The 20,572-nt window shown below is 70.5% G+C and carries 22 protein-coding genes and 1 pseudogene; 15 read left to right on the top strand and 8 right to left on the bottom strand.

From position 1 onward, the window contains the following. Positions 1–54: 54 nt before the first annotated feature. The 4 genes from rsmG to GAK38_RS00940 all read right to left on the bottom strand — a co-directional run bounded on the left by rsmG (position 55) and on the right by GAK38_RS00940 (position 3,331). Positions 55–699: a 16S rRNA (guanine(527)-N(7))-methyltransferase RsmG gene (rsmG, locus tag GAK38_RS00955; RefSeq protein WP_325340610.1), complete on the bottom strand. Its 645-nt coding sequence runs from the start codon at positions 697–699 to the stop codon at positions 55–57. Then, positions 696–2,666: a tRNA uridine-5-carboxymethylaminomethyl(34) synthesis enzyme MnmG gene (gene mnmG / locus GAK38_RS00950; RefSeq protein ID WP_325340608.1), complete on the bottom strand. Its 1,971-nt coding sequence runs from the start codon at positions 2,664–2,666 to the stop codon at positions 696–698. Before mnmG ends, rsmG begins: the two co-directional genes overlap by 4 nt. Before the next feature lie 213 nt (positions 2,667–2,879). Next, on the bottom strand, positions 2,880–3,149 hold the full coding sequence (locus GAK38_RS00945; RefSeq protein WP_325340606.1) for a hypothetical protein: 270 nt from the start codon (positions 3,147–3,149) through the stop codon (positions 2,880–2,882). Continuing rightward, a complete protein-coding gene (locus GAK38_RS00940) occupies positions 3,146–3,331 on the bottom strand; it encodes a DUF1328 domain-containing protein (RefSeq protein WP_325340604.1) in 186 nt (61 codons plus the stop codon). Before GAK38_RS00940 ends, GAK38_RS00945 begins: the two co-directional genes overlap by 4 nt. 269 nt (positions 3,332–3,600) lie before the next feature. Here GAK38_RS00940 and gstA point away from each other — a divergent pair, with 269 nt between their 5' ends. Next, entirely contained in the window at positions 3,601–4,203 is a 603-nt protein-coding gene (gene gstA / locus GAK38_RS00935; protein ID WP_325340603.1) for a glutathione transferase GstA, read from the top strand. Positions 4,204–4,259: 56 nt separating this feature from the next. Here the strand turns inward: gstA and GAK38_RS00930 are convergent, their stop codons facing one another. From GAK38_RS00930 to tauA, 3 genes are read right to left on the bottom strand one after another with little or no spacing between them, the layout of a single operon-like run. Next, complete coding sequence (locus GAK38_RS00930; RefSeq protein ID WP_325340601.1) at positions 4,260–5,087, bottom strand: ABC transporter permease subunit; 828 nt, start codon at positions 5,085–5,087, stop codon at positions 4,260–4,262. Beyond that, positions 5,074–5,868: a taurine ABC transporter ATP-binding protein gene (locus GAK38_RS00925; RefSeq protein ID WP_443089139.1), complete on the bottom strand. Its 795-nt coding sequence runs from the start codon at positions 5,866–5,868 to the stop codon at positions 5,074–5,076. The genes GAK38_RS00930 and GAK38_RS00925 overlap by 14 nt, the downstream gene beginning before the upstream one ends. Then, complete coding sequence (gene tauA, locus GAK38_RS00920) at positions 5,865–6,881, bottom strand: taurine ABC transporter substrate-binding protein (protein WP_325340599.1); 1,017 nt, start codon at positions 6,879–6,881, stop codon at positions 5,865–5,867. The genes GAK38_RS00925 and tauA overlap by 4 nt, the downstream gene beginning before the upstream one ends. Before the next feature lie 234 nt (positions 6,882–7,115). Here tauA and GAK38_RS00915 point away from each other — a divergent pair, with 234 nt between their 5' ends. Next, on the top strand, positions 7,116–8,228 hold the full coding sequence (locus GAK38_RS00915; RefSeq protein ID WP_325340597.1) for an alkene reductase: 1,113 nt from the start codon (positions 7,116–7,118) through the stop codon (positions 8,226–8,228). 57 nt (positions 8,229–8,285) lie between these two features. Here GAK38_RS00915 and GAK38_RS00910 read toward each other — a convergent pair whose 3' ends face one another. Beyond that, on the bottom strand, positions 8,286–8,933 hold the full coding sequence (locus GAK38_RS00910) for a hemerythrin domain-containing protein (RefSeq protein ID WP_325340595.1): 648 nt from the start codon (positions 8,931–8,933) through the stop codon (positions 8,286–8,288). Positions 8,934–9,269: 336 nt separating this feature from the next. Between GAK38_RS00910 and napE the strand changes: the two genes are divergently transcribed. The 13 genes and pseudogenes from napE to ccmI all read left to right on the top strand — a co-directional run bounded on the left by napE (position 9,270) and on the right by ccmI (position 20,440). After that, entirely contained in the window at positions 9,270–9,449 is a 180-nt protein-coding gene (gene napE, locus GAK38_RS00905; RefSeq protein ID WP_325340594.1) for a periplasmic nitrate reductase, NapE protein, read from the top strand. Between the two features lie 2 nt (positions 9,450–9,451). Beyond that, complete coding sequence (locus tag GAK38_RS00900) at positions 9,452–9,757, top strand: chaperone NapD (RefSeq protein ID WP_325340592.1); 306 nt, start codon at positions 9,452–9,454, stop codon at positions 9,755–9,757. Further along, the gene (gene napA, locus GAK38_RS00895) at positions 9,738–12,233 is read left to right on the top strand and encodes a periplasmic nitrate reductase subunit alpha (RefSeq protein WP_325340590.1); all 2,496 of its coding nucleotides are present in this window, start codon (positions 9,738–9,740) and stop codon (positions 12,231–12,233) included. Before GAK38_RS00900 ends, napA begins: the two co-directional genes overlap by 20 nt. 19 nt (positions 12,234–12,252) lie before the next feature. After that, positions 12,253–12,738 (top strand): nitrate reductase cytochrome c-type subunit, encoded by a 486-nt coding sequence (locus tag GAK38_RS00890; RefSeq protein ID WP_325340588.1) that lies wholly within the window; start codon positions 12,253–12,255, stop codon positions 12,736–12,738. Positions 12,739–12,745: 7 nt separating this feature from the next. After that, positions 12,746–13,402, top strand: coding sequence for a cytochrome c3 family protein (locus GAK38_RS00885; RefSeq protein WP_325340586.1), 657 nt, complete (start codon positions 12,746–12,748; stop codon positions 13,400–13,402). Continuing rightward, positions 13,386–14,084, top strand: coding sequence for a cytochrome c biogenesis heme-transporting ATPase CcmA (gene ccmA / locus GAK38_RS00880; RefSeq protein WP_325340585.1), 699 nt, complete (start codon positions 13,386–13,388; stop codon positions 14,082–14,084). The genes GAK38_RS00885 and ccmA overlap by 17 nt, the downstream gene beginning before the upstream one ends. Beyond that, positions 14,078–14,749 carry a heme exporter protein CcmB gene (gene ccmB, locus GAK38_RS00875; RefSeq protein ID WP_325340583.1) on the top strand — a complete coding sequence of 224 codons (672 nt, stop codon included), beginning with the start codon at positions 14,078–14,080 and terminating at the stop codon, positions 14,747–14,749. The genes ccmA and ccmB overlap by 7 nt, the downstream gene beginning before the upstream one ends. A gap of 10 nt (positions 14,750–14,759) precedes the next feature. Further along, positions 14,760–15,524: a heme ABC transporter permease CcmC gene (gene ccmC, locus GAK38_RS00870; RefSeq protein ID WP_325340581.1), complete on the top strand. Its 765-nt coding sequence runs from the start codon at positions 14,760–14,762 to the stop codon at positions 15,522–15,524. 112 nt (positions 15,525–15,636) lie between these two features. Beyond that, entirely contained in the window at positions 15,637–16,107 is a 471-nt protein-coding gene (gene ccmE, locus GAK38_RS00865) for a cytochrome c maturation protein CcmE (RefSeq protein WP_325340579.1), read from the top strand. Beyond that, a pseudogene (locus GAK38_RS00860) lies at positions 16,104–18,118 on the top strand (heme lyase CcmF/NrfE family subunit). Before ccmE ends, GAK38_RS00860 begins: the two are co-directional and overlap by 4 nt. Next, complete coding sequence (locus GAK38_RS00855) at positions 18,115–18,636, top strand: DsbE family thiol:disulfide interchange protein (RefSeq protein WP_325340883.1); 522 nt, start codon at positions 18,115–18,117, stop codon at positions 18,634–18,636. Before GAK38_RS00860 ends, GAK38_RS00855 begins: the two are co-directional and overlap by 4 nt. A gap of 65 nt (positions 18,637–18,701) precedes the next feature. Continuing rightward, the gene (locus GAK38_RS00850) at positions 18,702–19,151 is read left to right on the top strand and encodes a cytochrome c-type biogenesis protein (protein WP_443089138.1); all 450 of its coding nucleotides are present in this window, start codon (positions 18,702–18,704) and stop codon (positions 19,149–19,151) included. After that, entirely contained in the window at positions 19,148–20,440 is a 1,293-nt protein-coding gene (ccmI, locus tag GAK38_RS00845) for a c-type cytochrome biogenesis protein CcmI (RefSeq protein ID WP_325340577.1), read from the top strand. Before GAK38_RS00850 ends, ccmI begins: the two co-directional genes overlap by 4 nt. Positions 20,441–20,572: the final 132 nt, after the last annotated feature.

Here is a 20,572-nt window from a genome sequence, read left to right as displayed (position 1 = left end):
CGTGGCGAAGGAAGGCGCCGAGTTTACGCGACACCCTGCCCTCGCCTACCAAACTCAACGCAACCAGACGATGCAGCGTTCGGCGTCGAGTTGGGGAACCGTAAGCTGTTCCACGTGGAACACTGCCACGCCGGCCGGCAAAGCGGCGATTTCTTCCGTCGGACGCTTGCCTTTCATCGCGAGCCAGACACCTTGGGGCGACCGGGCCTGGCGCGACCAGGTCACGAAGTCGGCCAGCGATGCGAAGGCCCGGCTGCTGACCACGTCGTAGTCCTGACCGGCCAGCGTCTCGACCCGCGCATGGATGCCGCGCAGGTTGGGCAGGCGCAGCGCGGCCGCAGCCTGCTGGAGGAAGGCAGCCTTCTTGGCCACCGTGTCCACGCAGTGCACCTGCAGCTGTGGCAGGCAGATGGCGAATACCACGCCGGGCAGGCCGCCGCCCGAACCGACGTCCAGCAGGCGGGCGTCGGTGCGCCCGGCCAGATGCTTCTGCAACGGCGGCACAGCGGCCAAGCTGTCGAGCAAGTGGTGGGTCAGCATCTCGGCCAAGTCGCGCACGGCCGTGAGGTTGTAGACCTTGTTCCACTTCTGCAGCAAAGCCAGATAGTCGAGCAGCGCAGCGACTCGGCCGTCGTCCAGCCGCAGGCCGAGCTCATCCAGACCCTGGCGGAGCGGCGCCTCGAGCGCCTGCGCCGTCACACCGCAACCTCGTCGGCGCTGCGTTCGTCCTGCCCGCCGAAACCATGGAAGCGCCCGCGCTTCAGATGGATCAGCAGCAGCGAGATGGCGGCCGGGGTCACGCCCGAGATGCGGGACGCCTGGCCCAGCGTTTCCGGCCGGTGCTTCTGCAGCTTCTGCCGCACCTCGAAGCTCAGTGCCGTGACCTGCCGGTAGTCCAGCTCCTCGGGCAGGCGCAGGTTCTCGTAGTGGGCGGCGCGCTGCACCTCGTCCTTCTGGCGGTCGATGTAGCCCGCGTACTTGGCCGCGATCTCGACCTGCTCGATCACGGCACGGCCGAAGTCGGTCTCGCGCGTGACCTCGCTCTGCGCATACCTGCCGCCGTCGAGCGAGACCAGGCTCTCGTAGTTCACATCGGGCCGGCGCAGCAGGTCGCCGAGGTTGTATTCGTGCTCGATGGCCTTGCCCAGCACGCGCTCGGACTCGGCAGCCGGCAGGTTGCGCGGGTTCACCCAGATCGACCTGAGGCGTTCGGTTTCACGTGAAACAGCATCGCGCTTGCGGCTGAAGGCGTCCCAGCGGGCGTCGTCCACCAGGCCCAGGCGGCGGCCGGTTTCGGTGAGGCGCATGTCGGCGTTGTCCTCGCGCAGCTGCAGGCGGAACTCGGCCCGGCTGGTGAACATGCGGTAGGGTTCGGTCACGCCCTTGGTGATGAGGTCGTCCACCAGCACACCCAAATACGCTTCATCGCGCGCCGGCACCCAGGGCGCGTCTCCGCGGGCGGCCAGCGCCGCGTTGGCGCCGGCGAACAGGCCCTGCGCCGCTGCCTCCTCGTAGCCGGTCGTGCCGTTGATCTGGCCGGCGAAGAACAGGCCCCGGATCTGCCGTGTCTCGAAGCTGCTCCTGAGCGCGCGTGGGTCGAAGTAGTCGTATTCGATCGCGTAGCCCGGCCGCAGGATGTGGACGTTCTCCAGCCCCTTCATGCTGCGCACCAGCTGGTACTGGATGTCGAACGGCAGGCTCGTGGAGATGCCGTTGGGGTAGTACTCGTTTGTCGTCAGGCCTTCGGGTTCCAGGAAGATCTGGTGGCTCTCCTTGTGGGCGAAGCGGTTGATCTTGTCCTCCACGCTCGGGCAGTAGCGCGGGCCCACGCCCTCGATCCTGCCGGTGAACATGGGGCTGCGGTCGAGGCCGCTGCGGATGATGTCGTGCGTGCGTGCGTTGGTGTGCGTGATCCAGCACGGCACCTGCCGCGGGTGCATCGTCGCGCTGCCGAGGAAGCTGAACACCGGCAGGTGGCCTTCGTTCACGCCGCCCGGCATGCCGTCGCCCGGCTGCTCCTCGCACAGGCTGAAGTCGATGCTGCGGCCGTCGATGCGCGGCGGCGTACCGGTCTTCAGGCGCCCTTGTGGCAGTGCCAGTTCCTTCAGGCGCGCCGACAGCGACACCGCCGGCGGATCGCCCGCGCGGCCGGCCTGGTAGTTGTCCAGGCCCACATGGATTCTGCCGTCCAGGAAGGTTCCGGCCGTCAGCACCACGGTGCGGCCGCGGAACGCGATGCCGACCTGTGTGACGGCGCCGGCCACGCGGTCGCCCTCGACGATCAGGTCGTCCACCGCCTGCTGGAACAGCCAGAGGTTGGGCTGGTTCTCCAGCCGCCGGCGGATCGCCGCCTTGTACAGGATGCGGTCGGCCTGCGCCCGGGTGGCGCGCACCGCCGGGCCCTTGCTGCTGTTGAGGATGCGGAACTGGATGCCCGATTCGTCGGTGGCGATCGCCATGGCGCCGCCCAGCGCGTCCACCTCCTTGACGAGGTGGCCCTTGCCGATGCCGCCGATCGAGGGGTTGCAGCTCATCTGGCCCAGCGTCTCGATGTTGTGGGTCAGCAGCAGGGTCTGGGCGCCCATGCGCGCCGCGGCCAGCGCGGCCTCGGTGCCGGCATGGCCGCCGCCGACGACGATGACGTCGAATTCCTGGGGATAGATCATGGTGGTCCTGGCAACGCCCGTGGCGTCCGCGTTTCAGTCGAAGGCACAAGGCAAAGGGAAACGCCCGCCTCAGGCACGGCAGACGCGTCCATCATCGCTGGCGCGCCGCTGGAAGATCGACATGGAATCCGGGAGGGGGCGGGGGAACCCGCGATTTTACCGGGGGCGACCCGGCGCTGCCATGGATGGCCTGCGGCCCCGGGGCCGGTCAGGCTACCAGGCGTAGCCAAAACGGCGGGGCACGACGGCGGCGGCCGCGCCCTGCCACAGGCGCGCGGCGCCATAGGGGGCCAGCGGGCCGGTCGGCAGCATCTGCCGGCGCGCAGGCCGGGTGCGGATGCGGCGGATGGGCTCGGCCGGCGGTGCGCCCTCGGCCCACCAGTCGGCGGAGGTCACGGCCAGCACCCTGGCGACGTGGTCGCGCGGTGTCGGCGCGGTATCGTGGCGCAGGCCGGCCGATGCGTCGTGCTTCGGCAGCCTCACTTGAGCGTCTTCCGGACGGCGCCCACGCCCAGGGCGGCGAGCACGACGAAGACCACGGCCACGATCAGGAACAGGCCGAACAGGATCTTGGCGATGCCGGCCGAACCGGCGGCCACGCCGCTGAAGCCGAGCGCACCGGCGATGAGCGAGATGATGGCAAAGATGATGGCGTACTTGAGCACGGCCGCTTCCTCCTGGATGTTGGGGAAGGCAGGGGGCGGCTGTCTGCGGCGGCGCGGCCTGCCGTTCCACGTGGAACCCGCCAGCTGCCGTGTCGTCGGGCGCCCTCGCCTTTCGGATGGACTGGATCGTAGGCAGCCGGCCGGCCGCGGCCCATCGGGCACCGGCGCCTGCCGCTGTAGGACGGCATCCGATCTGCCGCCGCGGCCGGCGCAATGCGGCTAGCATGCTTGCCAGCCTTTTTCCTGTCCAGCCCTCCTCCCTGCACGCCATGAAGCTCTACTACTCCCCCGGCACCTGCGCGCTGTCCCCGCACATCGTCCTGCGCGAGTCGGGCATCGCCTTCGAACCGGTGAAGGTCTCGCTCAAGGACCACCAGTACGCCGACGGCCGCGACTACTACGAGATCAACCCGCTCGGCTACGTGCCGGTGCTGGAGCTCGACGACGGCACCCGGCTGCGCGAAGGCCCGGCCATCGTGCAGTACATCGCCGACCGGGCGCCGCTGAAGAACCTCGCGCCGGCCAGCGGCACGCTGGCGCGCTACCGCGTGCAGGAATGGCTGGCCTTCATCGGCACCGAGATCCACAAGACCTTCTCGCCGCTGTTCTCGCCCGCGACGCCGGCGGACTACGCGGCCACGCTGCGCACCCGGCTGCGCAGCCGCTTCGAATGGGTGGACGACCAGCTCGCCGGCCGCGACTACCTCGGCGGCGAGCACTTCGGCGTGGCCGATGCCTATCTGTTCGCCGTGAGCAACTGGGCGCCGCGCCTGGGCGTGGACCTGGCCGGCCTGCAGCACCTACAGGCCTGGCGCGAACGGGTCGCCGCCCGCCCGGCGGTGCAGGAAGCGCTCAAGGCCGAGCAGGCCTGAGCGACATACTCCCGGCTAGATGAGCTGGCAGCGCGTATTCCATGCGCGCCAGCGGCTCATACCCTCCCCTTCCACGGCACGAGCCGCGCCTCGGCCCAGCGCATCAGCAGGTCGAAGCTCCAGGCCACGGCGCCGATCACCAGGATGCCGGCCACCACCAGGTCGGTGCGCAGGAAGTTCGAGGCGTTGAGCACCATCTGCCCGACGCCGACGGTCGCGGCCACCATCTCGGCGGCGACCAGCGTGGTCCAGCCGAAGCCGATGGCGATGCGCAGGCCCACGAGGATCTCCGGCAGCGCCGCCGGCACCACCACGTGCCAGACCGCCTGTGCCCGGCTTGCGCCGAGCGAGGCCGCGGCATGCAGCTGCTCCACGCTCGCGCTCTTCACGCCGGCGCGCGCGGCCAATGCGATCGGGGCAAAGCAGGCCAGGAAGATCAGCAGGATCTTGCTGGTCTCGTCGATGCCGAACCAGATCACGATCAGCGGCAGGTAGGCCAGCGGCGGCAGCGGCCGGTAGAACTCGATCGGCGGGTCGAACAGCCCGCGCGCCACGCGGCTCACGCCCATCGCGATGCCCACCGGCACGCCGACCACGGCCGCGAGCGCGAAGGCGCCGAACACGCGGATCGCGCTCCACCGCAGGTGCGCCAGCAGCGGCTGGCCGCCCTGGATATCGCCGCGCCAGGCGTCGCGCAGCGCCTTCGCGACCGCCTCGGGCGCCGGCAGGAACAGCGGCGGCACCCAGCCGAGGTGCGTCGCCAGCCACCACAGCAGCGCCAGCGCAGCGATGCAGGCGGTGCTGATGCCGCGCGCCGAGCCGCCGCCCAGTGGCCGGTAGGGCGCGACCTCGGGCAGTTCGCCGGGCGCCTCAGGCTTCGGCATGGGCAGGCGCGATCCAGTCGAGCACGCGTTCGCGCCAGGCGATGAAGTCCGGGCTGGACTTGATCGCCCGCGCGCCCGCGCCGGCCAGCCAGGCGCGGCCGAACGGCAGCGCATGCTGCTGCGCGATGCGGCCGGGCCGCGGCGTCATCACCACCAAGCGGGAGCCGAGGAACAGCGCCTCCTCCACGTCGTGGGTGATGAAAAACACCGTCTTGCCGGTGCGCTGCCACAGCCGCAGCACCAGTTCCTGCACCGATTCGCGGGTGAAGGCGTCGAGCGCGCCGAACGGCTCGTCCATCAGCAGCACCTGCGGGTCGCTGGCCAGCGCCCGCGCGATGCCCACGCGCTGCTGCATCCCGCCCGAGAGCTGCCACAGCCGTGCCTGCGCGAAGTCGGCCAGGCCCACGGCGGCCAGCTGCTCCAGCGCCGCGGCGCGCCGCGTTTCACGTGGAACGCCGCGCAGTCGCAGGCCCAGCGCCACGTTGTCGACCACGTCGAGCCAGGGCATCAGCGCATGCTTCTGGAACACCACGCCGCGCTCCGCGCCCGGCCCGCTGACCGGCTGGCCGCCCAGCGTGATGCGCCCGGCCGAGGCGGGCGTGAAGCCGGCGATGCAGTTGAGCAGCGTCGTCTTGCCGCAGCCCGAGGCGCCGAGCGCCACGACGAACTCGCCGGCCGGGATGTCCAGGCTCACGTCGCTCAGCGCGAGCACGCTGCCCGCGCCCGCATAGCGCACGCTCAGGCGTTCGACCGACAGGACGTGCGGCTGCGGCGCAGTCACTTGGCGCGCGCCGCCCAGGCCGGGTTCACGCCGACGGAATAGTCCGGCAGCACCGTCTGGATCGTGCCCTGCTCCTTGAGGAAGGCGGCGGTGGCCGCGAGCGATTTGGCGACGACGGAATCCCTGCCGCCGCCCAGCCATTTCGGCGACGCCTGCTCGGCCGGCGGCACGAAGGCATAGAGGGCCAGGCTCGCCGGCACGGTCGGCGCCTCGGCGCCGCTCCACTTGGCCACGGCCTTGACCTGCGGCGACCCGGCCGACCAGGCGGCCTTGTTCGCCGTGTAGCTCCGGTTGGCGTCGGCCAGCACCTGCACGAACTGCGCGAGGAAAGCGTCGTTCGCCCTGGCGAAGGTCTTGTTCACCGCCAACGCGTCGAAGGTCGCCTTGCCGGTCTTGGCAGCGATCTGGCCCGAGGTGATCAGCACCTTGCCGCTCTCCTTGGCCTTGGCCAGCACCGGGTCCCAGACGAAGGTGGCGTCGATGTCGCCGCGCTGCCAGGCCGCGAGGATTTCGGGCGGCCGCAGGTTGAGGATCTGCACGCTCTTCGGATCGACGCCCGCGTCCTGCAGGGCCACCAGCGCATGGAAGTGCGTGGTCGAGACGTACGGCAGGCCGATCTTCTTGCCCTTGAGGTCGGCCAGCGTGTTCACGCCCGAGCCGTTGCGCGCGACCAGCGCCTCGGCGTCGTTGATGTTGTCGAGGATCCAGAAGATCTCGATCGGCACGCCCTGCGACAGGGCCGCTGCGAAGGGCGAGGAGCCGGCCTCGCCGATCTGGATCGCGCCCGAGGCCAGCGCGCGCACCACTTCGGCGCCGCTGCCGAGCTTGCGGTAGGTCACCTTGTAGCCGGTGCGCTTCTCGACCTCCTGCGTCTCCTGCGCGTAGCGCCAGGGCACGACCATGTCCTGGTAGCCGATGACGACCTCCTTGGTCTGCGCCGCGGCGGCGCCGGCGAACAGGCCTGCGGCGGCGGCGAGCGCCGCGCGGCGGGAGATGCGGATACGAAGCGTCATGGATTCCCTCCAGCGATGAAAAGGGAAAAATTCTAGGAACGCGCCGCCGCCGCGCCTTGCGACACTTGGGTGCTTGCTTATCCGCGATGCGCATAAGCGGGCACTGCTGTTGTGCGCTAGCACAGAGCGCTTGCCCTTGCAGCCTCCCCGCCTGCTGCGCAAAACGCGGGCTTTAATTACGCTCGGGGCTGTCCCCTTCCTTCTCCCCCCTTGCGCAACGAAAGCGAACCATCTATGACCACTCTCTACGATCCCCTGAACGCCGGCAGCCTGCACCTGGCCAACCGCGTGGTGCTCGCGCCGCTCACGCGCAACCGCTCGCCCGACGCCATCCCGCAGCCCATCACCGCGACCTACTACGCCCAGCGCGCCACGGCCGGCCTGCTGATCACCGAGGCGACCGCCATCAGCCACCAGGGCCAGGGCTATGCCGACGTGCCGGGCCTCTACGGCACCGAGCAGCTCGACGGCTGGAAGCAGGTGACCGACGCGGTGCATGCGAAGGGCGGCACGATCGTCACCCAGCTCTGGCACGTGGGCCGCATCTCGCACACCGACCTGCAGCCCGACAACGACGCACCTGTCGCGCCCTCGGCCGTGCAGGCCCAGAGCAAGACCTACCTGGTCGATCGCAAGACCGGCGCCGGCCACTTCGCCGCCACCTCCGAGCCGCGTGCGCTGGGCAGCGAGGAGATCCCCGGCATCGTCCACGACTACGCCGCCGCCGCGCGCAACGCGGTGGAGACGGCCGGCTTCGACGGCGTGGAGATCCACGGTGCCAACGGCTACCTGATCGACCAGTTCCTCAAGACCGGCGCCAACCGCCGCACCGACGACTACGGCGGCAGCATCGAGAACCGCGCGCGCTTCCTGCTCGAAGTCGTGCGCCGCGTGGCCGACGCGATCGGCGCCGGCAAGGTCGGCATCCGCCTGTCGCCCGTCACCCCGGCCAACGACATCGTGGACGCGGACCCGCAGCCGCTGTTCGAGCACGTCGCGCGGCAGCTCGCGCCGCTCGGCCTGGCCTACATCCACGTGATCGAAGGCGCCACCGGCGGCCCGCGCGAACTGCCCGACCGCCCCTTCGACTACGAACGCTTCAAGAAGGCCTACCGCGACGCCGGCGGCCAGGGCGCCTGGATCGTCAACAACGGCTACGACAAGGAACGCGCCGAGCAGGCCGTCGCCAGCGGCCATGCCGACGCCATCGCCTTCGGCAAGCCCTTCATCTCCAATCCCGACCTGGTGCGCCGCTTCCAGGAGAACGCGCCGCTCAACCCGTGGGACCAGTCCACCTTCTACGGCGGCGGCGAGAAGGGCTACATCGACTATCCGGCGCTGGGCTGAACGTCCACAGGCTTATACACCGGGCAGGATGAGGCCAACAGGCTCATTTAGCAGGCGTTATGGCTTCATACTCCCCGCGGATGCAGCTTCGGCGGCCGGCGTGCGCCACGCCAGGCCGGCCTGCACGCCGGCCGCCAGCGCCTTCGGCGCGCGCTGCGCGATCCGGGTGAACAGCCGGTCGTAGGCCGGATCGCGGTCCGCGCCCAGCGGATCGACCTGCGCGGCGAACGCGGCATCGAGCACCGCCCAGTCCTGGGGCCCCAGCAGCTCGCAGGCGATCGGCAGCAGCACGACCTCTTCGAGCCGCATGTGCTCCAGGTAGAACTCCACGTAGCGCCGCGCCGCGTGGACGAAATCGGCCCGCCGCGGCTCGCCCAGCAGTTCCCAGGCCAGCAGCCGATGCTGGAGCGCCCGCACCTCCGCCTCGCCGTCGATGTGCTCGCGCTCCAGCTGGCCGATCACCTCCATCGTGTCCGGCGCCAGCCGGGCGATGCGCGGGAACAGCAGGTCCGACTCCTTCGGATGGTGCTGCCGCTCGGGGAATTCGTCGATGTAGAACAGCATCGCCCGCAGCGTGTCGAAGTATCCCTCGGGCCGGTCGCCCGGCCCCTCGTCGGCCAAGTGCAGGAGCGCGCGCAGCACGGCGGCGAGGGTGGCGTGCTCCTCGCGGATAGCGCGCAGGCTGGGGTGGTCGGTCGGGGGCATGGCAAACGGGCGTCCAACGGCGCTTTCTGAGGGGCTAAGCGACCAGCGTGCCAGGTCGGCGACGCGGTGCCGTGATGTGGATCAATCTCCGGCGCGCTCTATCGTCCAGGCAGCATACCGGCCGCCGGAAAATCTCCATGCACGCTGCGCTGTGCAACGCGTGCAACACAATGCAATTGCCGCGCCCCCACAACAATTGACACAAGTCAAATAAATACGGTCGAGTGCACCCGAACGGAGCATTTCTTGACTTTTGTCATGTGACCGCCGTACCGCCCCTGGTACAACCTGAGCACACGGCCGGGCTGCCCCACAGCCACAGCGCTGGAGACCACGATGCTCCGTACCCTCTTACATCTCCCCCCCAATGCGCCCCCTTCCACGCGGAAGGAAGAACTGCGCAGCTTCGTCTTCCTCGCCATCGTCATGGTGCCGATCCTCTCGGTACTGACGATCGCGAGCTATGGCTTCGCCGTCTGGATCTACCAGATGTTCGCCGGCCCCCCGGGCATGTAGCGATGCACGGCATTCCTCCAGACAAGGAAGAACTGCACATCACGAGCCTCGTCGTGCATGCCCAGCCGGGCGATGCGCAGGCGGTCGACGCGTTCATCACCGCCCTGCCCGGCGCCCGCATCCATGGATCGGACGCCAACGGCAAGCGCGTGGTCACGCTCGAAGCGCCTTCGGCCGCAGCCATCGTGGACCTGGTCTCGGCGATCCAGCAGGCGCATGGCGTCATCAATGTAGCGATGGTGTACCAGCACGCCGAACCGCTCGAATCCCTGAATACGGAGATCCCCAATGTCGACAACCCGACGTGATTTCGTGCGGCAGTCCGCCGCCGCCGCAGCCGGCACCGTGGCCGGCATCCCCATCGCCGAGGCCCAGGGCACCGGCAACAGCTATGCCGACGCCTCGCAGCTGACCTGGTCGAAGGCCCCGTGCCGCTTCTGCGGTACCGGCTGCGGCGTGACCGTGGCCGTCAAGGACAACCGCGTCGTGGCCACCCAGGGCGACCCGGAGGCCGAGGTGAACCGCGGCCTCAACTGCGTCAAGGGCTACTTCCTCTCGAAGATCATGTACGGCGCCGACCGGCTGACCACGCCGCTGCTGCGCATGAAGAACGGCCAGTACGCCAAGGACGGCGAGTTCCAGCCGGTCTCCTGGGACAAGGCCTTCGACGTGATGGCCGCGCAGTTCAAGAAGGTGCTCAAGGAAAAGGGCCCGACGGCCGTGGGCATGTTCGGCTCGGGCCAGTGGACCGTCTGGGAAGGCTACGCCGCGTCGAAGCTCATAAAGGCGGGCTTCCGCTCCAACAACCTCGACCCGAACGCGCGCCACTGCATGGCCTCGGCCGTGACCGGCTTCATGCGCACCTTCGGCATGGACGAGCCGATGGGCTGCTACGACGACATCGAGGCCGCCACCGCCTTCGTGCTCTGGGGCTCCAACATGGCCGAGATGCACCCGGTGCTGTGGACCCGCGTGACCGACCGCCGCCTGAGCGGCCCGAACGTCAAGGTCGCCGTGCTCTCGACCTTCGAGCACCGCTCCTACGAGCTCGCCGACATCGAACTCACGTTAAAGCCGCAGACCGACCTCGCGATCCTGAACTTCATCGCGCACCACATCATCTCGACGAACCGGGTCAACAAAGACTTCGTCAACAAGCACACCAACTTCAAGCTCGGCAACGCCGACATCGGTTACGGCCTGCGCCCGGAGCATCCGCTGCAGAAGGCGGCCAAGAACGCCGACGATCCCAACGGCTCCAAGCCGATCACGTTCGACGAATACGCCAAGTTCGTCTCGACCTACACGCTGGACTACACCGCCGACCTCACCGGCGTGCCCAAGAACCGGCTGCTCGCGCTCGCCGAGCTCTATGCCGACCCGAAGACCAAAGTCGTCTCGTTCTGGACCATGGGCTTCAACCAGCACACGCGCGGCACTTGGGCCAACAACCTCGTCTACAACATCCACCTGCTGACCGGCAAGATCGCCAACCCCGGCAACAGCCCGTTCTCGCTGACCGGCCAGCCGTCGGCCTGCGGCACCGCGCGCGAGGTCGGCACCTTCTCGCACCGCCTGCCGGCCGACATGGTGGTGACCAACCCCGAGCACCGCGCCCACGCCGAGCACATCTGGAAGCTGCCTGAAGGCACCATCCCGGCCAAGCCCGGCTACCACGCCGTGCTGCAAAGCCGCATGCTCACCGACGGCAAGCTCAATGCCTACTGGGTGATGGTCAACAACAACCTGCAGGCCGGCGCCAACCTCATGAAGGAGGGCTACAACGGCTACCGCAACCCGGCCAACTTCATCGTCGTCTCCGACGCCTACCCGACGGTCACCGCCGTCGCCGCCGACCTGATCCTGCCGAGCGCGATGTGGGTCGAGAAGGAAGGCGCCTACGGCAACGCCGAACGCCGCACCCACTTCTGGCACCAGCTGGTCAACGCGCCCGGCGAGGCCCGCTCCGACCTCTGGCAGCTCATCGAGTTCTCCAAGCGCTTCAAGGTCGAAGAGGTCTGGCCCGAGGCGCTCATCGCCAAGCAGCCCGAGCTGCGCGGCAAGACGCTCTACGACGTGCTCTACCGCAACCGCCAGGTCGACAAGTTCCCGCTCGAGGACGTCTCCCCGGACTATGCGAACGCCGAAGCCAAGGCCTTCGGCTTCTATGTGCAAAAGGGCCTGTTCGAGGAATACGCCACCTTCGGCCGCGGCCACGGCCACGACCTCGCGCCGTTCGACGACTACCACCAGGCCCGCGGCCTGCGCTGGCCAGTGGTCAACGGCAAGGAGACGCGCTGGCGCTACCGCGAAGGTTCCGACCCCTACGTCAAGGCCGGCACGGGCTACCAGTTCTATGGCAACAAGGACGGCAAGGCCAACATCTACGCCCTGCCCTACGAGCCGCCGGCCGAGGTGCCGGACCAGGAGTTCCCGTTCTGGCTGTCCACCGGCCGCGTGCTGGAGCACTGGCACTCGGGCTCGATGACGCGCCGCGTGCCCGAGCTCAACCGCGCCGTGCCGCATGCGCTGTGCTACATGCACCCCGAGGACGCCGACGCGCTCGGCGTGCGCCGCGGCAGCGAGGTCGAAGTGGCCTCGCGGCGCGGCAAGATGCGCACCCGCGTGGAAACGCGCGGGCGCAACAAGCCGCCGCGCGGCCTGGTCTTTATCCCCTGGTTCGATGCGAGCCAGCTCATCAACAAGGTCACGCTCGACGCCACCGATCCGATCTCCCTGCAAACGGACTTCAAGAAGTGCGCAGTCAAGATCGTGAAGGTCTGAGCCGCGAGGAGCATCGGACATGACCGCCTTTTTGCGACGCCTCGCCCTCTTCCTGTTCCTGTGCGCCACCGCCGCGGTGGCCCAGCAGCAGCCCCAAACCGGCCGCACGTTCATCGACGCGGCGCGCGGCCCCACGCCGATCACCGAGTCGACCAAGCCTCCGCTGCTCGGCAACTCGGTCAACGACGACGTGCGCCGTACCCGCAACTATGCGATGCAGCCGCCGGTCATCCCGCACCGCGTGGACGGCTACCAGATCGACAAGAACTTCAACAAGTGCATGGACTGCCATGCGCGCTCCAAGGTCGAGGTGTCGCAGGCCGTGCCGGTCAGCATCACCCACTACATGGACCGCGACGGCCGGGTGCTCGGGCAGATCTCCACGCGACGCTACTTCTGCATGCAGTGCCACGTGGCGCAGGAGCCGGTGAACCCGATCGTGCCGAACACCTTCCAGGACATCGACACGGTGATCCAGCGGTCATCGGGGACGAAGGCGAAGTGAGCCGGGCATGCTGAATCTTCTCAAGCGCTACTGGCTGGTGATCCGCCGCCCGAGCGTCCACTTCAGCCTGGGTTTTCTCACCATCGGCGGCTTCATCGGCGGTGTCATCTTCTGGGGCGCCTTCAACACGGCCATGGAACTCACCAACACCGAGAAGTTCTGTACCGGCTGCCACGAGATGCGCGACAACGTGTTTGCCGAACTCAAGAGCACGATCCACTACACCAACCGTTCGGGCGTGCGCGCCGTGTGCTCGAACTGCCACGTGCCGCACAACTGGACCGACAAGATCGCCCGCAAGATGCAGGCGTCCAAGGAGGTCTGGGGCAAGATCTTCGGCACGATCAACACGCGCGAGAAGTTCCTCGACAAGCGCCTGGAGCTCGCGCAGCACGAATGGGCGCGGCTCAAGGCCAACGACTCGCTCGAATGCCGCAACTGCCACAACTACGACTCGATGGACTTCACCCGCCAGAGCGTGCGTGCGCAGAACATGCATTCGACCTACCTGGCCAACAAGGAGAAGACCTGCATCGACTGCCACAAGGGTATCGCCCACCGGCTGCCCCACGTGCCGCCCGGTGAAGCGCCCACCGACACCCCCGGCCAGATCCCGCCCAAGGCCGATGCGCCGCTGCGGGTCGGCGATGCCAAGCCCTCATGACGACGGCCTGCGGTTGGCCGCCGCAGGGGTGCGCTGCCGGCGCGGCGGCCGCAACGTGCTGCCGCTGGTGGACTTCGACCTGCGCGCCGGACAGGTGCTCGAACTGCGCGGCGCCAACGGCAGCGGCAAGACCAGCCTGCTGCGGCTGCTGGCCGGCCTGACGCCCGCCTCCGCCGGCGAGCTGCACTGGAACGGGCGCCGGCTGCGCCCTGTCGATGCCGGCTACGCGGCGCAGATGGCCTACCTCGGCCACTTGAACGGCCTGAGCCCGCACCTGAGCGCCGCCGAGAACCTGCGGCTCGGGCTGCGGCTGTCGGGCGGTGCGCCGGCCGAGGCCGTGCCCGCGGCGCTCGCCACCTGGGGCCTGGCCGCGCTGGCCGGCCAGCCGGTGCGCCGCCTGTCGCAGGGCCAGCGCCGGCGGCTCGCCCTGGCGCGGGTGACGCTCGGACAGCGCGCGCTCTGGCTGCTCGACGAACCCTATGCCGCGCTGGACCGCGCGAGCGAAGACCTGCTGGACGCGCAGCTGACCGCCCATCTGGAACACGGCGGCGCCGCGGTCATCGCCACCCACCGCCCGCTCGGCGTGCCGGCCACGATGCTGCGCACGCTGCAGCTCGACGCGCTGCCGCAGCCGTCGCCGGCCGCGCCGCCGCCCGAGGACGTGGAGGCCTTCGCATGCTGACCGCCGTCTTCCAGCGCGAATTCCTGGTCGCGCAGCGCCGCCCTTCCGACGCGCTCAGCGGGCTGGTCTTCTTCATCCTCGTCGGCAGCTTGTTCCCGCTGGTCATCGGGCCGGACGCCGCGCTGCTGCGCGCGATCGGCCCCGGCGTCGTCTGGGTCGCGGCGCTGCTGGCGGTGCTGATCTCGTTTAACCGCCTGTTCGAGCCGGACCTGGCCGACGGCAACCTCGAGCAGTGGCTGGTCTCGCCGCATGGCCTCACCGGACTCGTGGCCGCAAAGATCGCCGCGCACTGGTGCATCACCTGCGTGCCGCTGATCGTGGTCGCGCCGCTGCTGGCGCTGCAGTACGGCCTGCCGGCCGAGACCGTCGGCGTGCTGGTGCTCGCGCTGCTGCTCGGCACGCCGACGCTCACGCTGGTCGGCGCGCTCGGCGCCGCGCTCACGCTGGGCCTCTCGGGCCACGTGCTGCTCGCGCTGATCGTGCTGCCGCTGGCCGTGCCGCCGCTGGCCGTGCCGCCGCTGGTGTTCGGCTGCGCCGCCGTGGCCGCCAGCCAGCAGGGCCTGCCCACGGGCGCGCACCTGAGCCTGCTGGGCGCCTGCCTGTCGCTGGCGGCCTTCCTCGTTCCCTGGGCCTGCGCCGCGGCGCTGCGGCTGGCGCTGGAATAAGCGAACCCTCATGAGCATTCACATACAGACTTCATCGCTGCGGCCTGCCGCCCACCGCCACAGCGGCGGCTGGCGCCGGCTGGCCTCGCCGGTCGTCTTCCATGCCTTCGCCGGCCGCTGGATCCCGTGGTTCGCCGCGGCCGCGGTGCTGCTGGCCATCGCCGGCCTCTGGCTCGGCTTCGTCGTGGCGCCGACCGACCACCAGCAGGGCGAGGTCTACCGCATCCTCTTCCTGCACGTGCCGGCGGCCTGGATGTCGATGTTCCTCTACCTCGTCGCGGCCTTCCATGCGGCCGCCGGCCTGGTGCTGCACACGCGGCTGTCGCCGCTGCTGTCGCGCGCGCTCGCACCGACGGGCGCGGTGTTCACCGTGATCGCGCTGTGGACCGGCGCCGTCTGGGGCAAGCCCACCTGGGGCACCTGGTGGGTCTGGGACGCGCGGCTCACCTCGGAGCTGATCCTGCTGTTCCTCTACCTCGGCTACCTCGGCCTCGTGTCGGCCATCGAGAATCCGCAGCGCGCTGACGGCGCCGGCGCGATCCTGCTGCTGGCCGGCGTGGTCAACGTGCCGATCATCTATTTCTCGGTGCAGTGGTGGAGCACGCTGCACCAGGGCGCGTCGATCCGCCTCGACGCCGCGCCGTCGATGACGCACACCATGCTCGCCGGCCTCGTCTGCATGGCGCTGGCCTGCTGGGCCTACAGCATCGCCGTGGCCCTTGCGCGCACCCGCTGCCTGATCGAGGAGCGCGCGGCACTGGAACGACAGCCATGACGACGACCCACGCTTTCTTCCTCCTGCTCGCCTGCGGCGTCTCGGGCCTGCTGCTGGCGGCCGAGGTGCTGCTGCTGTGGCGCCGCTGCCGGCGCACCCGGGACGCACGGCCATGACGCCCCGCAAAAAACGCCTGCTGTTCGTCGCCCTCGGCCTCGCGGCCGTGGGCACCGCGACCGCGCTGGTGCTCAACGCGCTCAACAGCAACGTGATGTTCTTCTACAGCCCGAGCCAGATCCGCGCCGGCGAGGCGCCGCGCCATGCGGCCTTCCGCCTCGGCGGCCTGGTCGAGCCCGCATCGCTGCGCCGCATGCCCGACGGCATGGAGGTGCGCTTCACCGTCACCGACGGCGCCGTCAGCATTCCGGTGCACTACCGCGGCCTGCTGCCCGCCCTGTTCCGCGAAGGCAAGGGCGTGGTCGCGGCCGGCCGGCTCCAGCAGGAAGGCGCGCTGTTCGCCGCCACCGAGGTGCTGGCCAAGCACGACGAGAACTACATGCCGCCCGAGGCCGCCGCGGCGATGAAGCAGGCGCACGACCGCAAGACCGGCACCGTGCTGCCCGCAGGAGCGAGCGCACCATGATTCCCGAAATCGGCGTCTTCGCCCTCGTGCTCGCGCTGCTGGTCGCCATCGTGCAGGCCACGCTGCCGCTGGCCGGCGCGACCTGGGGCATCGCGAGCTGGATGCGGCTCGCGCGGCCCGCGGCCGTGCTGCAGTGCGCGCTGGCCTGGCTCGCGTTCGCCTGCCTGGCCGACGCGTTCCTGGCGGACGACTTCTCGGTGCGCTACGTCGCGTCGAACTCGCATTCGCAGCTGCCGGCCATCTACCGCTTCGCGGCCGTCTGGGGCGGCCACGAGGGCTCGATGCTGCTGTGGGAATGCCTGCTCGCGGGCTGGACCATGGCGGTCGCGCTGCGCAGCCGCCAGCTGCCTGCGGCCTATGCGGCGCGTGTGATCGCGGTCATGGGCTGGATCAGCGTCGGGCTGATCGTGTTCCTGCTGCTGCTGTCCAACCCGTTCGAGCGCATGCTGCCCGCGCCGCCCGAGGGCGCGGACCTGAATCCGCTGCTGCAGGACCCGGGCATGGTGCTGCATCCGCCGCTGCTCTACATGGGCTATGTCGGCTTCTCGGTCGCCTTCGCGTTCGGCATCGCCGCGCTGCTGTCGGGCGAGCTCAACGCGGTCTGGGCCCGCTGGTCGCGCCCGTGGACGCTGGCCGCCTGGGGCTTCCTCACGCTCGGCATCCTGCTGGGCAGCGCCTGGGCCTACTACGTGCTGGGCTGGGGCGGCTGGTGGTTCTGGGACCCGGTGGAGAACGCCTCGTTCATGCCGTGGCTCGTCGGCACCGCGCTGATCCATTCGCTGATCGTCACCGGCCAACGCGGGGCGTTCCGCAGCTGGACGGTGCTGCTGGCGATCGCGGCCTTCTCGCTGAGCCTCATGGGCACCTTCCTCGTGCGCTCGGGCGTGCTGACCTCGGTCCACGCGTTCGCGGTGGACCCGGGGCGCGGGCTCTACATCCTCTGCTTCATGGCCTTCGTGGTCGGCACGTCGCTGCTGCTGTTCGCCTGGCGCGCGCCGACCGTGGGCCTCGGCGGCGTGTTCGCGCTGCTGTCGCGCGAGACGCTGCTGCTGGTCAACAACGTGCTCTTCAGCGCGGCCGCGCTCGCGGTGCTGATCGGCCGCTCTATCCGCTGCTGCTCGACGTGCTCGGCGGCGACAAGATCTCGGTCGGCCCGCCCTACTTCGAGGCGGTGTTCATCCCGCTCGTGGTGCCGGCGCTGGTGCTGATGGGCGCAGGCCCGATGGCGCGCTGGAAGCGCAGCACGCTGCCCGAGCTGCGCACGCAGCTGCGCTGGGCCGTGGCCGCCAGCGGCGCGAGCGCGCTGCTGCTGGGCTGGCTGCTGCCGCTCGGCGACGATGCGGCGTGGAAGCCGTCCACCGCGTTCGGCCTGCTGCTCGCGGCCTGGTGCGTCTGCAGCACGCTCGCGCACGCCGGCAAGCGGCTGGGCAGCGGCGGCGAGGCCGGCACGCCGTGGCACCGGCGCGCCGCGCGCCAGCCGCGCAGCTGGTGGGGCATGGTGCTGGCCCACGCGGGCATCGGCGTGTTCATCTTCGGCGCCACGCTGGCCACCGGCTTCGAGAGCAAGCGCGAGCTGACGCTGGCGCTCGGCCAGCCGGTCACCGTGCAGGGCTTCGAATTCCGCATCACCGGCTTCGACGACGTGGCCGGCCCCAACTACGACGCCCAGCGCGCCCAGGTGCAGGTCAGCCGCAGCGGCCGGCCGCTGCGCGTGCTCCAGCCCGAGAAGCGCCGCTACCGCGCGCAGGAGATGCCGCTGTCGCAGGCCGCGATCGACACCGGCCTGCTGCGCGACCTGTTCGTCGCGCTCGGCGAGCGCATCGACGAGCGCAGCTGGACGGTGCGCATCCAGGTCAAGCCGTTCATGGCGTAAATCTGGCTCGGCTGCCTGCTGATGGCCGCCGGCGGCCTGCTCGCGGTCGCCGACCGGCGCTACCGCGTGGCCGCGGCGGTGCGCAAGGCGAGGGCCGCGCTGCCGCCGCTGGCCGCCGACGGACAGGGGGCCGCCTGATGCGCTTCCTGCTGCCGCTCGGCGCCTTTCTGGTGCTGGCCGTGGTGTTCGCGCTGGGCCTGCAGCGCGACCCGCGCGCACTGCCGTCGGCCCTGCTCGACCGGCCGGCGCCCACGATCGACCGGCCGCTGCTGCACGCGCCGCAGCAGCGGTTCGACGTGGCGCAGATGCGCGGCCAGGTCTGGCTGCTCAACGTCTGGGCCTCGTGGTGCGGCCCCTGCCAGGAGGAGCTGCCCGCCCTCAAGGTGCTGGCCGCGCGCGACGGCGTGCCGGTCTACGGCCTGAACTACAAGGACAAGGACGGGCCCGCGCTCGCGCTGCTGGCGCGCGCCGGCAACCCCTACGTCGCCTCGGCCGTGGACGCCGACGGGCGCATCGGCATGGACTTCGGCGTGCAGGGCGTACCCGAGACCTTCGTGATCGATGCGGCCGGCCGCATCCGCTACCGGCACACCGGGCCGGTCAACACCCAGGTCTGGCAGGCGCAGCTCCTGCCCGTCATCAGGAGTCTTCGGTAATGTCTCGATACGGAGAGTATGGTCCTGTAGCGCTCTATGGAAAATCGCTGTGGAGCAGTACCCATGTGGGTATATGGCGCGGTGCGCTGGCCGCCCTGCTGCTGGCCGCCGCGTCCTGGGCCGCGCGGGCCGACGCCGCGCTCGACGCGCGCGAGCTTGCGCTGGCGGAGCAGCTGCGCTGCGTCGTCTGCCAGAACCAGACCGTGGCCGAGTCCAACGCGCCGCTGGCCGCCGACATGCGCCGCGAGATCCGCACGCAGCTCGCAGCCGGCCGCAGCGACCGGGACGTCGTGGCCTTCTTCGAGCAGCGCTACGGCGCCTTCGTGCACTACGTGCCGCCGTTCCAGCCGTCGACCTGGCTGCTCTGGGGCGGCCCGTTCATCGCCGCGCTGGCCGGCCTGTGGGCGCTGCTGCGTGCACTTCGCCGGCGCGGCGCCGCGGCCGAGCCCGCCGTGCTGACCGATGCGCAGCGCGCACGCGCGCAGGCGCTGCGCGACGGGGAGCCGCTGCCATGACGACGCCGATCGGCCCCCTGTGGCCGCTCTGGGCCGCCGCCCTCGCCCTGCTGCTGACGGTGCTGGCCGCGCTGATCTGGCCGCTGCTCGCCGAGCCGCAGGAGCCGCCCGCGCCCGACGCCGACGCCAGGGCCCGCCTGCTCGCCCTGTACCGGGCGCAGCGCGAGGAACTCGAACGCGAGTTCGACCGCCAGACCGTGGCGCCGGGCGACCGCCAGCAGGCGCTCGACGAACTGGACCGCGGCCTGCTCGAAGACACCGACCGCCTCGCGGCCGCGCCCCCCACGCCGCTCGATCGCCCACGGCACCGCCGCGTGGCCGCGGCGCTGCTCAGCGCACTGCTGCCGCTGGCCGCGCTCGCGCTCTACCTGGAGGTCGGCGATCCGAAGGCCGTGGCCCTGCTGGCCGCAGGCACGGCCGGCGGCGACCATGCCGCCGCGGGCGCCGACGTCGACACCATGGTCGCGCGCCTCGAAGCGCGGCTGCGCAGCGCGCCTGACGACATCGAAGGCTGGCTGGTGTTGGCACGCTCGCGCGAGGCGCAGGAGAACTACGCCGCCGCGTCCGAGGCCTACCGCACCGCCGTCGACCTGGCCAGGCGCCAGAGCCTGCCGGCCGAGTTCCAGGCCCGGCTGCTGGCCGACCTGGCCGACGCGCTCGCATCGAGCCGCAACGGCGCGCTCGACGGCCCGGTGCAGGCGGCGCTCGACGAGGCGCTGAAGCTCGACGCCCACCAGGCCAAGGCGCTCGCGCTGGCCGGCGCCGCGGCCGTGCGGCGCGCCGACATCGATGCCGCGCGCACCCACTGGCAGCGCCTGCTGGCGCTGCTGGAGCCCGGCTCCGACATCGCGCTGCGGGTGCAGAGCGACATCGCCCGCCTCGACAAAGGCGCGCCCGCGCAGGCAGCGGCCCCGGCCGCGCCGCCGAAGCCGGCGGCGCGCAGCGCGGCAGGCATCGCCGGCACCGTGCGGCTCGCGCCCGCGCTGGCGGCACGCGTGCAGCCCGGCGACACACTCTTCATCGTGGCCCGCGCCGCGCAGACCGGGCGGGTGCCGGTGGCCGTGCTGCGCCTGCCGGCCGACCGGCTGCCGGCGGCGTTCGCGCTCGACGACAGCCATGCCATGTCGCCCGAGCTGCCGCTGTCGCGGTTCGACGAACTCACCGTCGAGGCCCGCATCAGCCGCAGCGGCAGCGCCCAGCGCCAGGCCGGGCAGCCGATCAGCGCGCCGCAGGCGGTGCGCCGCGGCAGTACCGGCGTGGCCATCATGATCGACGCCGTGGAGCGTTGAGTCCACCGCAGCGCAGCGTCACGCGGAGCCGGTGCGTGGGCTGAAGGCCCAGGTACCTGAAGACAAAAGGCACACACTCGCCTACCATCGGCTCCGTGAAGCCTTTCCGGTGGAACCCGGAGAAGAACGCCC

Source organism: Xylophilus sp. (assembly GCA_009914555.1).
In the GTDB taxonomy this organism is placed as follows: Bacteria; Pseudomonadota; Gammaproteobacteria; order Burkholderiales; family Burkholderiaceae_C; genus WNDY01.
This window is presented reverse-complemented; position numbering and strand designations above follow the sequence as displayed.

Bases quoted from the DNA above. Each gene is read 5' to 3' on its own strand.
- mnmG (WP_325340608.1), bottom strand. From the start codon at position 2,666: ATGATCTATCCCCAGGAATTCGACGTCATCGTCGTCGGCGGCGGCCAT.
- gstA (WP_325340603.1), top strand. From the start codon at position 3,601: ATGAAGCTCTACTACTCCCCCGGCACCTGCGCGCTGTCCCCGCACATC.
- GAK38_RS00930 (WP_325340601.1), bottom strand. From the start codon at position 5,087: ATGCCGAAGCCTGAGGCGCCCGGCGAACTGCCCGAGGTCGCGCCCTAC.
- tauA (WP_325340599.1), bottom strand. From the start codon at position 6,881: ATGACGCTTCGTATCCGCATCTCCCGCCGCGCGGCGCTCGCCGCCGCC.
- GAK38_RS00915 (WP_325340597.1), top strand. From the start codon at position 7,116: ATGACCACTCTCTACGATCCCCTGAACGCCGGCAGCCTGCACCTGGCC.
- GAK38_RS00910 (WP_325340595.1), bottom strand. From the start codon at position 8,933: ATGCCCCCGACCGACCACCCCAGCCTGCGCGCTATCCGCGAGGAGCAC.
- napE (WP_325340594.1), top strand. From the start codon at position 9,270: ATGCTCCGTACCCTCTTACATCTCCCCCCCAATGCGCCCCCTTCCACG.
- GAK38_RS00900 (WP_325340592.1), top strand. From the start codon at position 9,452: ATGCACGGCATTCCTCCAGACAAGGAAGAACTGCACATCACGAGCCTC.
- napA (WP_325340590.1), top strand. From the start codon at position 9,738: ATGTCGACAACCCGACGTGATTTCGTGCGGCAGTCCGCCGCCGCCGCA.
- GAK38_RS00890 (WP_325340588.1), top strand. From the start codon at position 12,253: ATGACCGCCTTTTTGCGACGCCTCGCCCTCTTCCTGTTCCTGTGCGCC.
- GAK38_RS00885 (WP_325340586.1), top strand. From the start codon at position 12,746: ATGCTGAATCTTCTCAAGCGCTACTGGCTGGTGATCCGCCGCCCGAGC.
- ccmA (WP_325340585.1), top strand. From the start codon at position 13,386: ATGCCAAGCCCTCATGACGACGGCCTGCGGTTGGCCGCCGCAGGGGTG.
- ccmB (WP_325340583.1), top strand. From the start codon at position 14,078: ATGCTGACCGCCGTCTTCCAGCGCGAATTCCTGGTCGCGCAGCGCCGC.
- ccmC (WP_325340581.1), top strand. From the start codon at position 14,760: ATGAGCATTCACATACAGACTTCATCGCTGCGGCCTGCCGCCCACCGC.
- ccmE (WP_325340579.1), top strand. From the start codon at position 15,637: ATGACGCCCCGCAAAAAACGCCTGCTGTTCGTCGCCCTCGGCCTCGCG.
- ccmI (WP_325340577.1), top strand. From the start codon at position 19,148: ATGACGACGCCGATCGGCCCCCTGTGGCCGCTCTGGGCCGCCGCCCTC.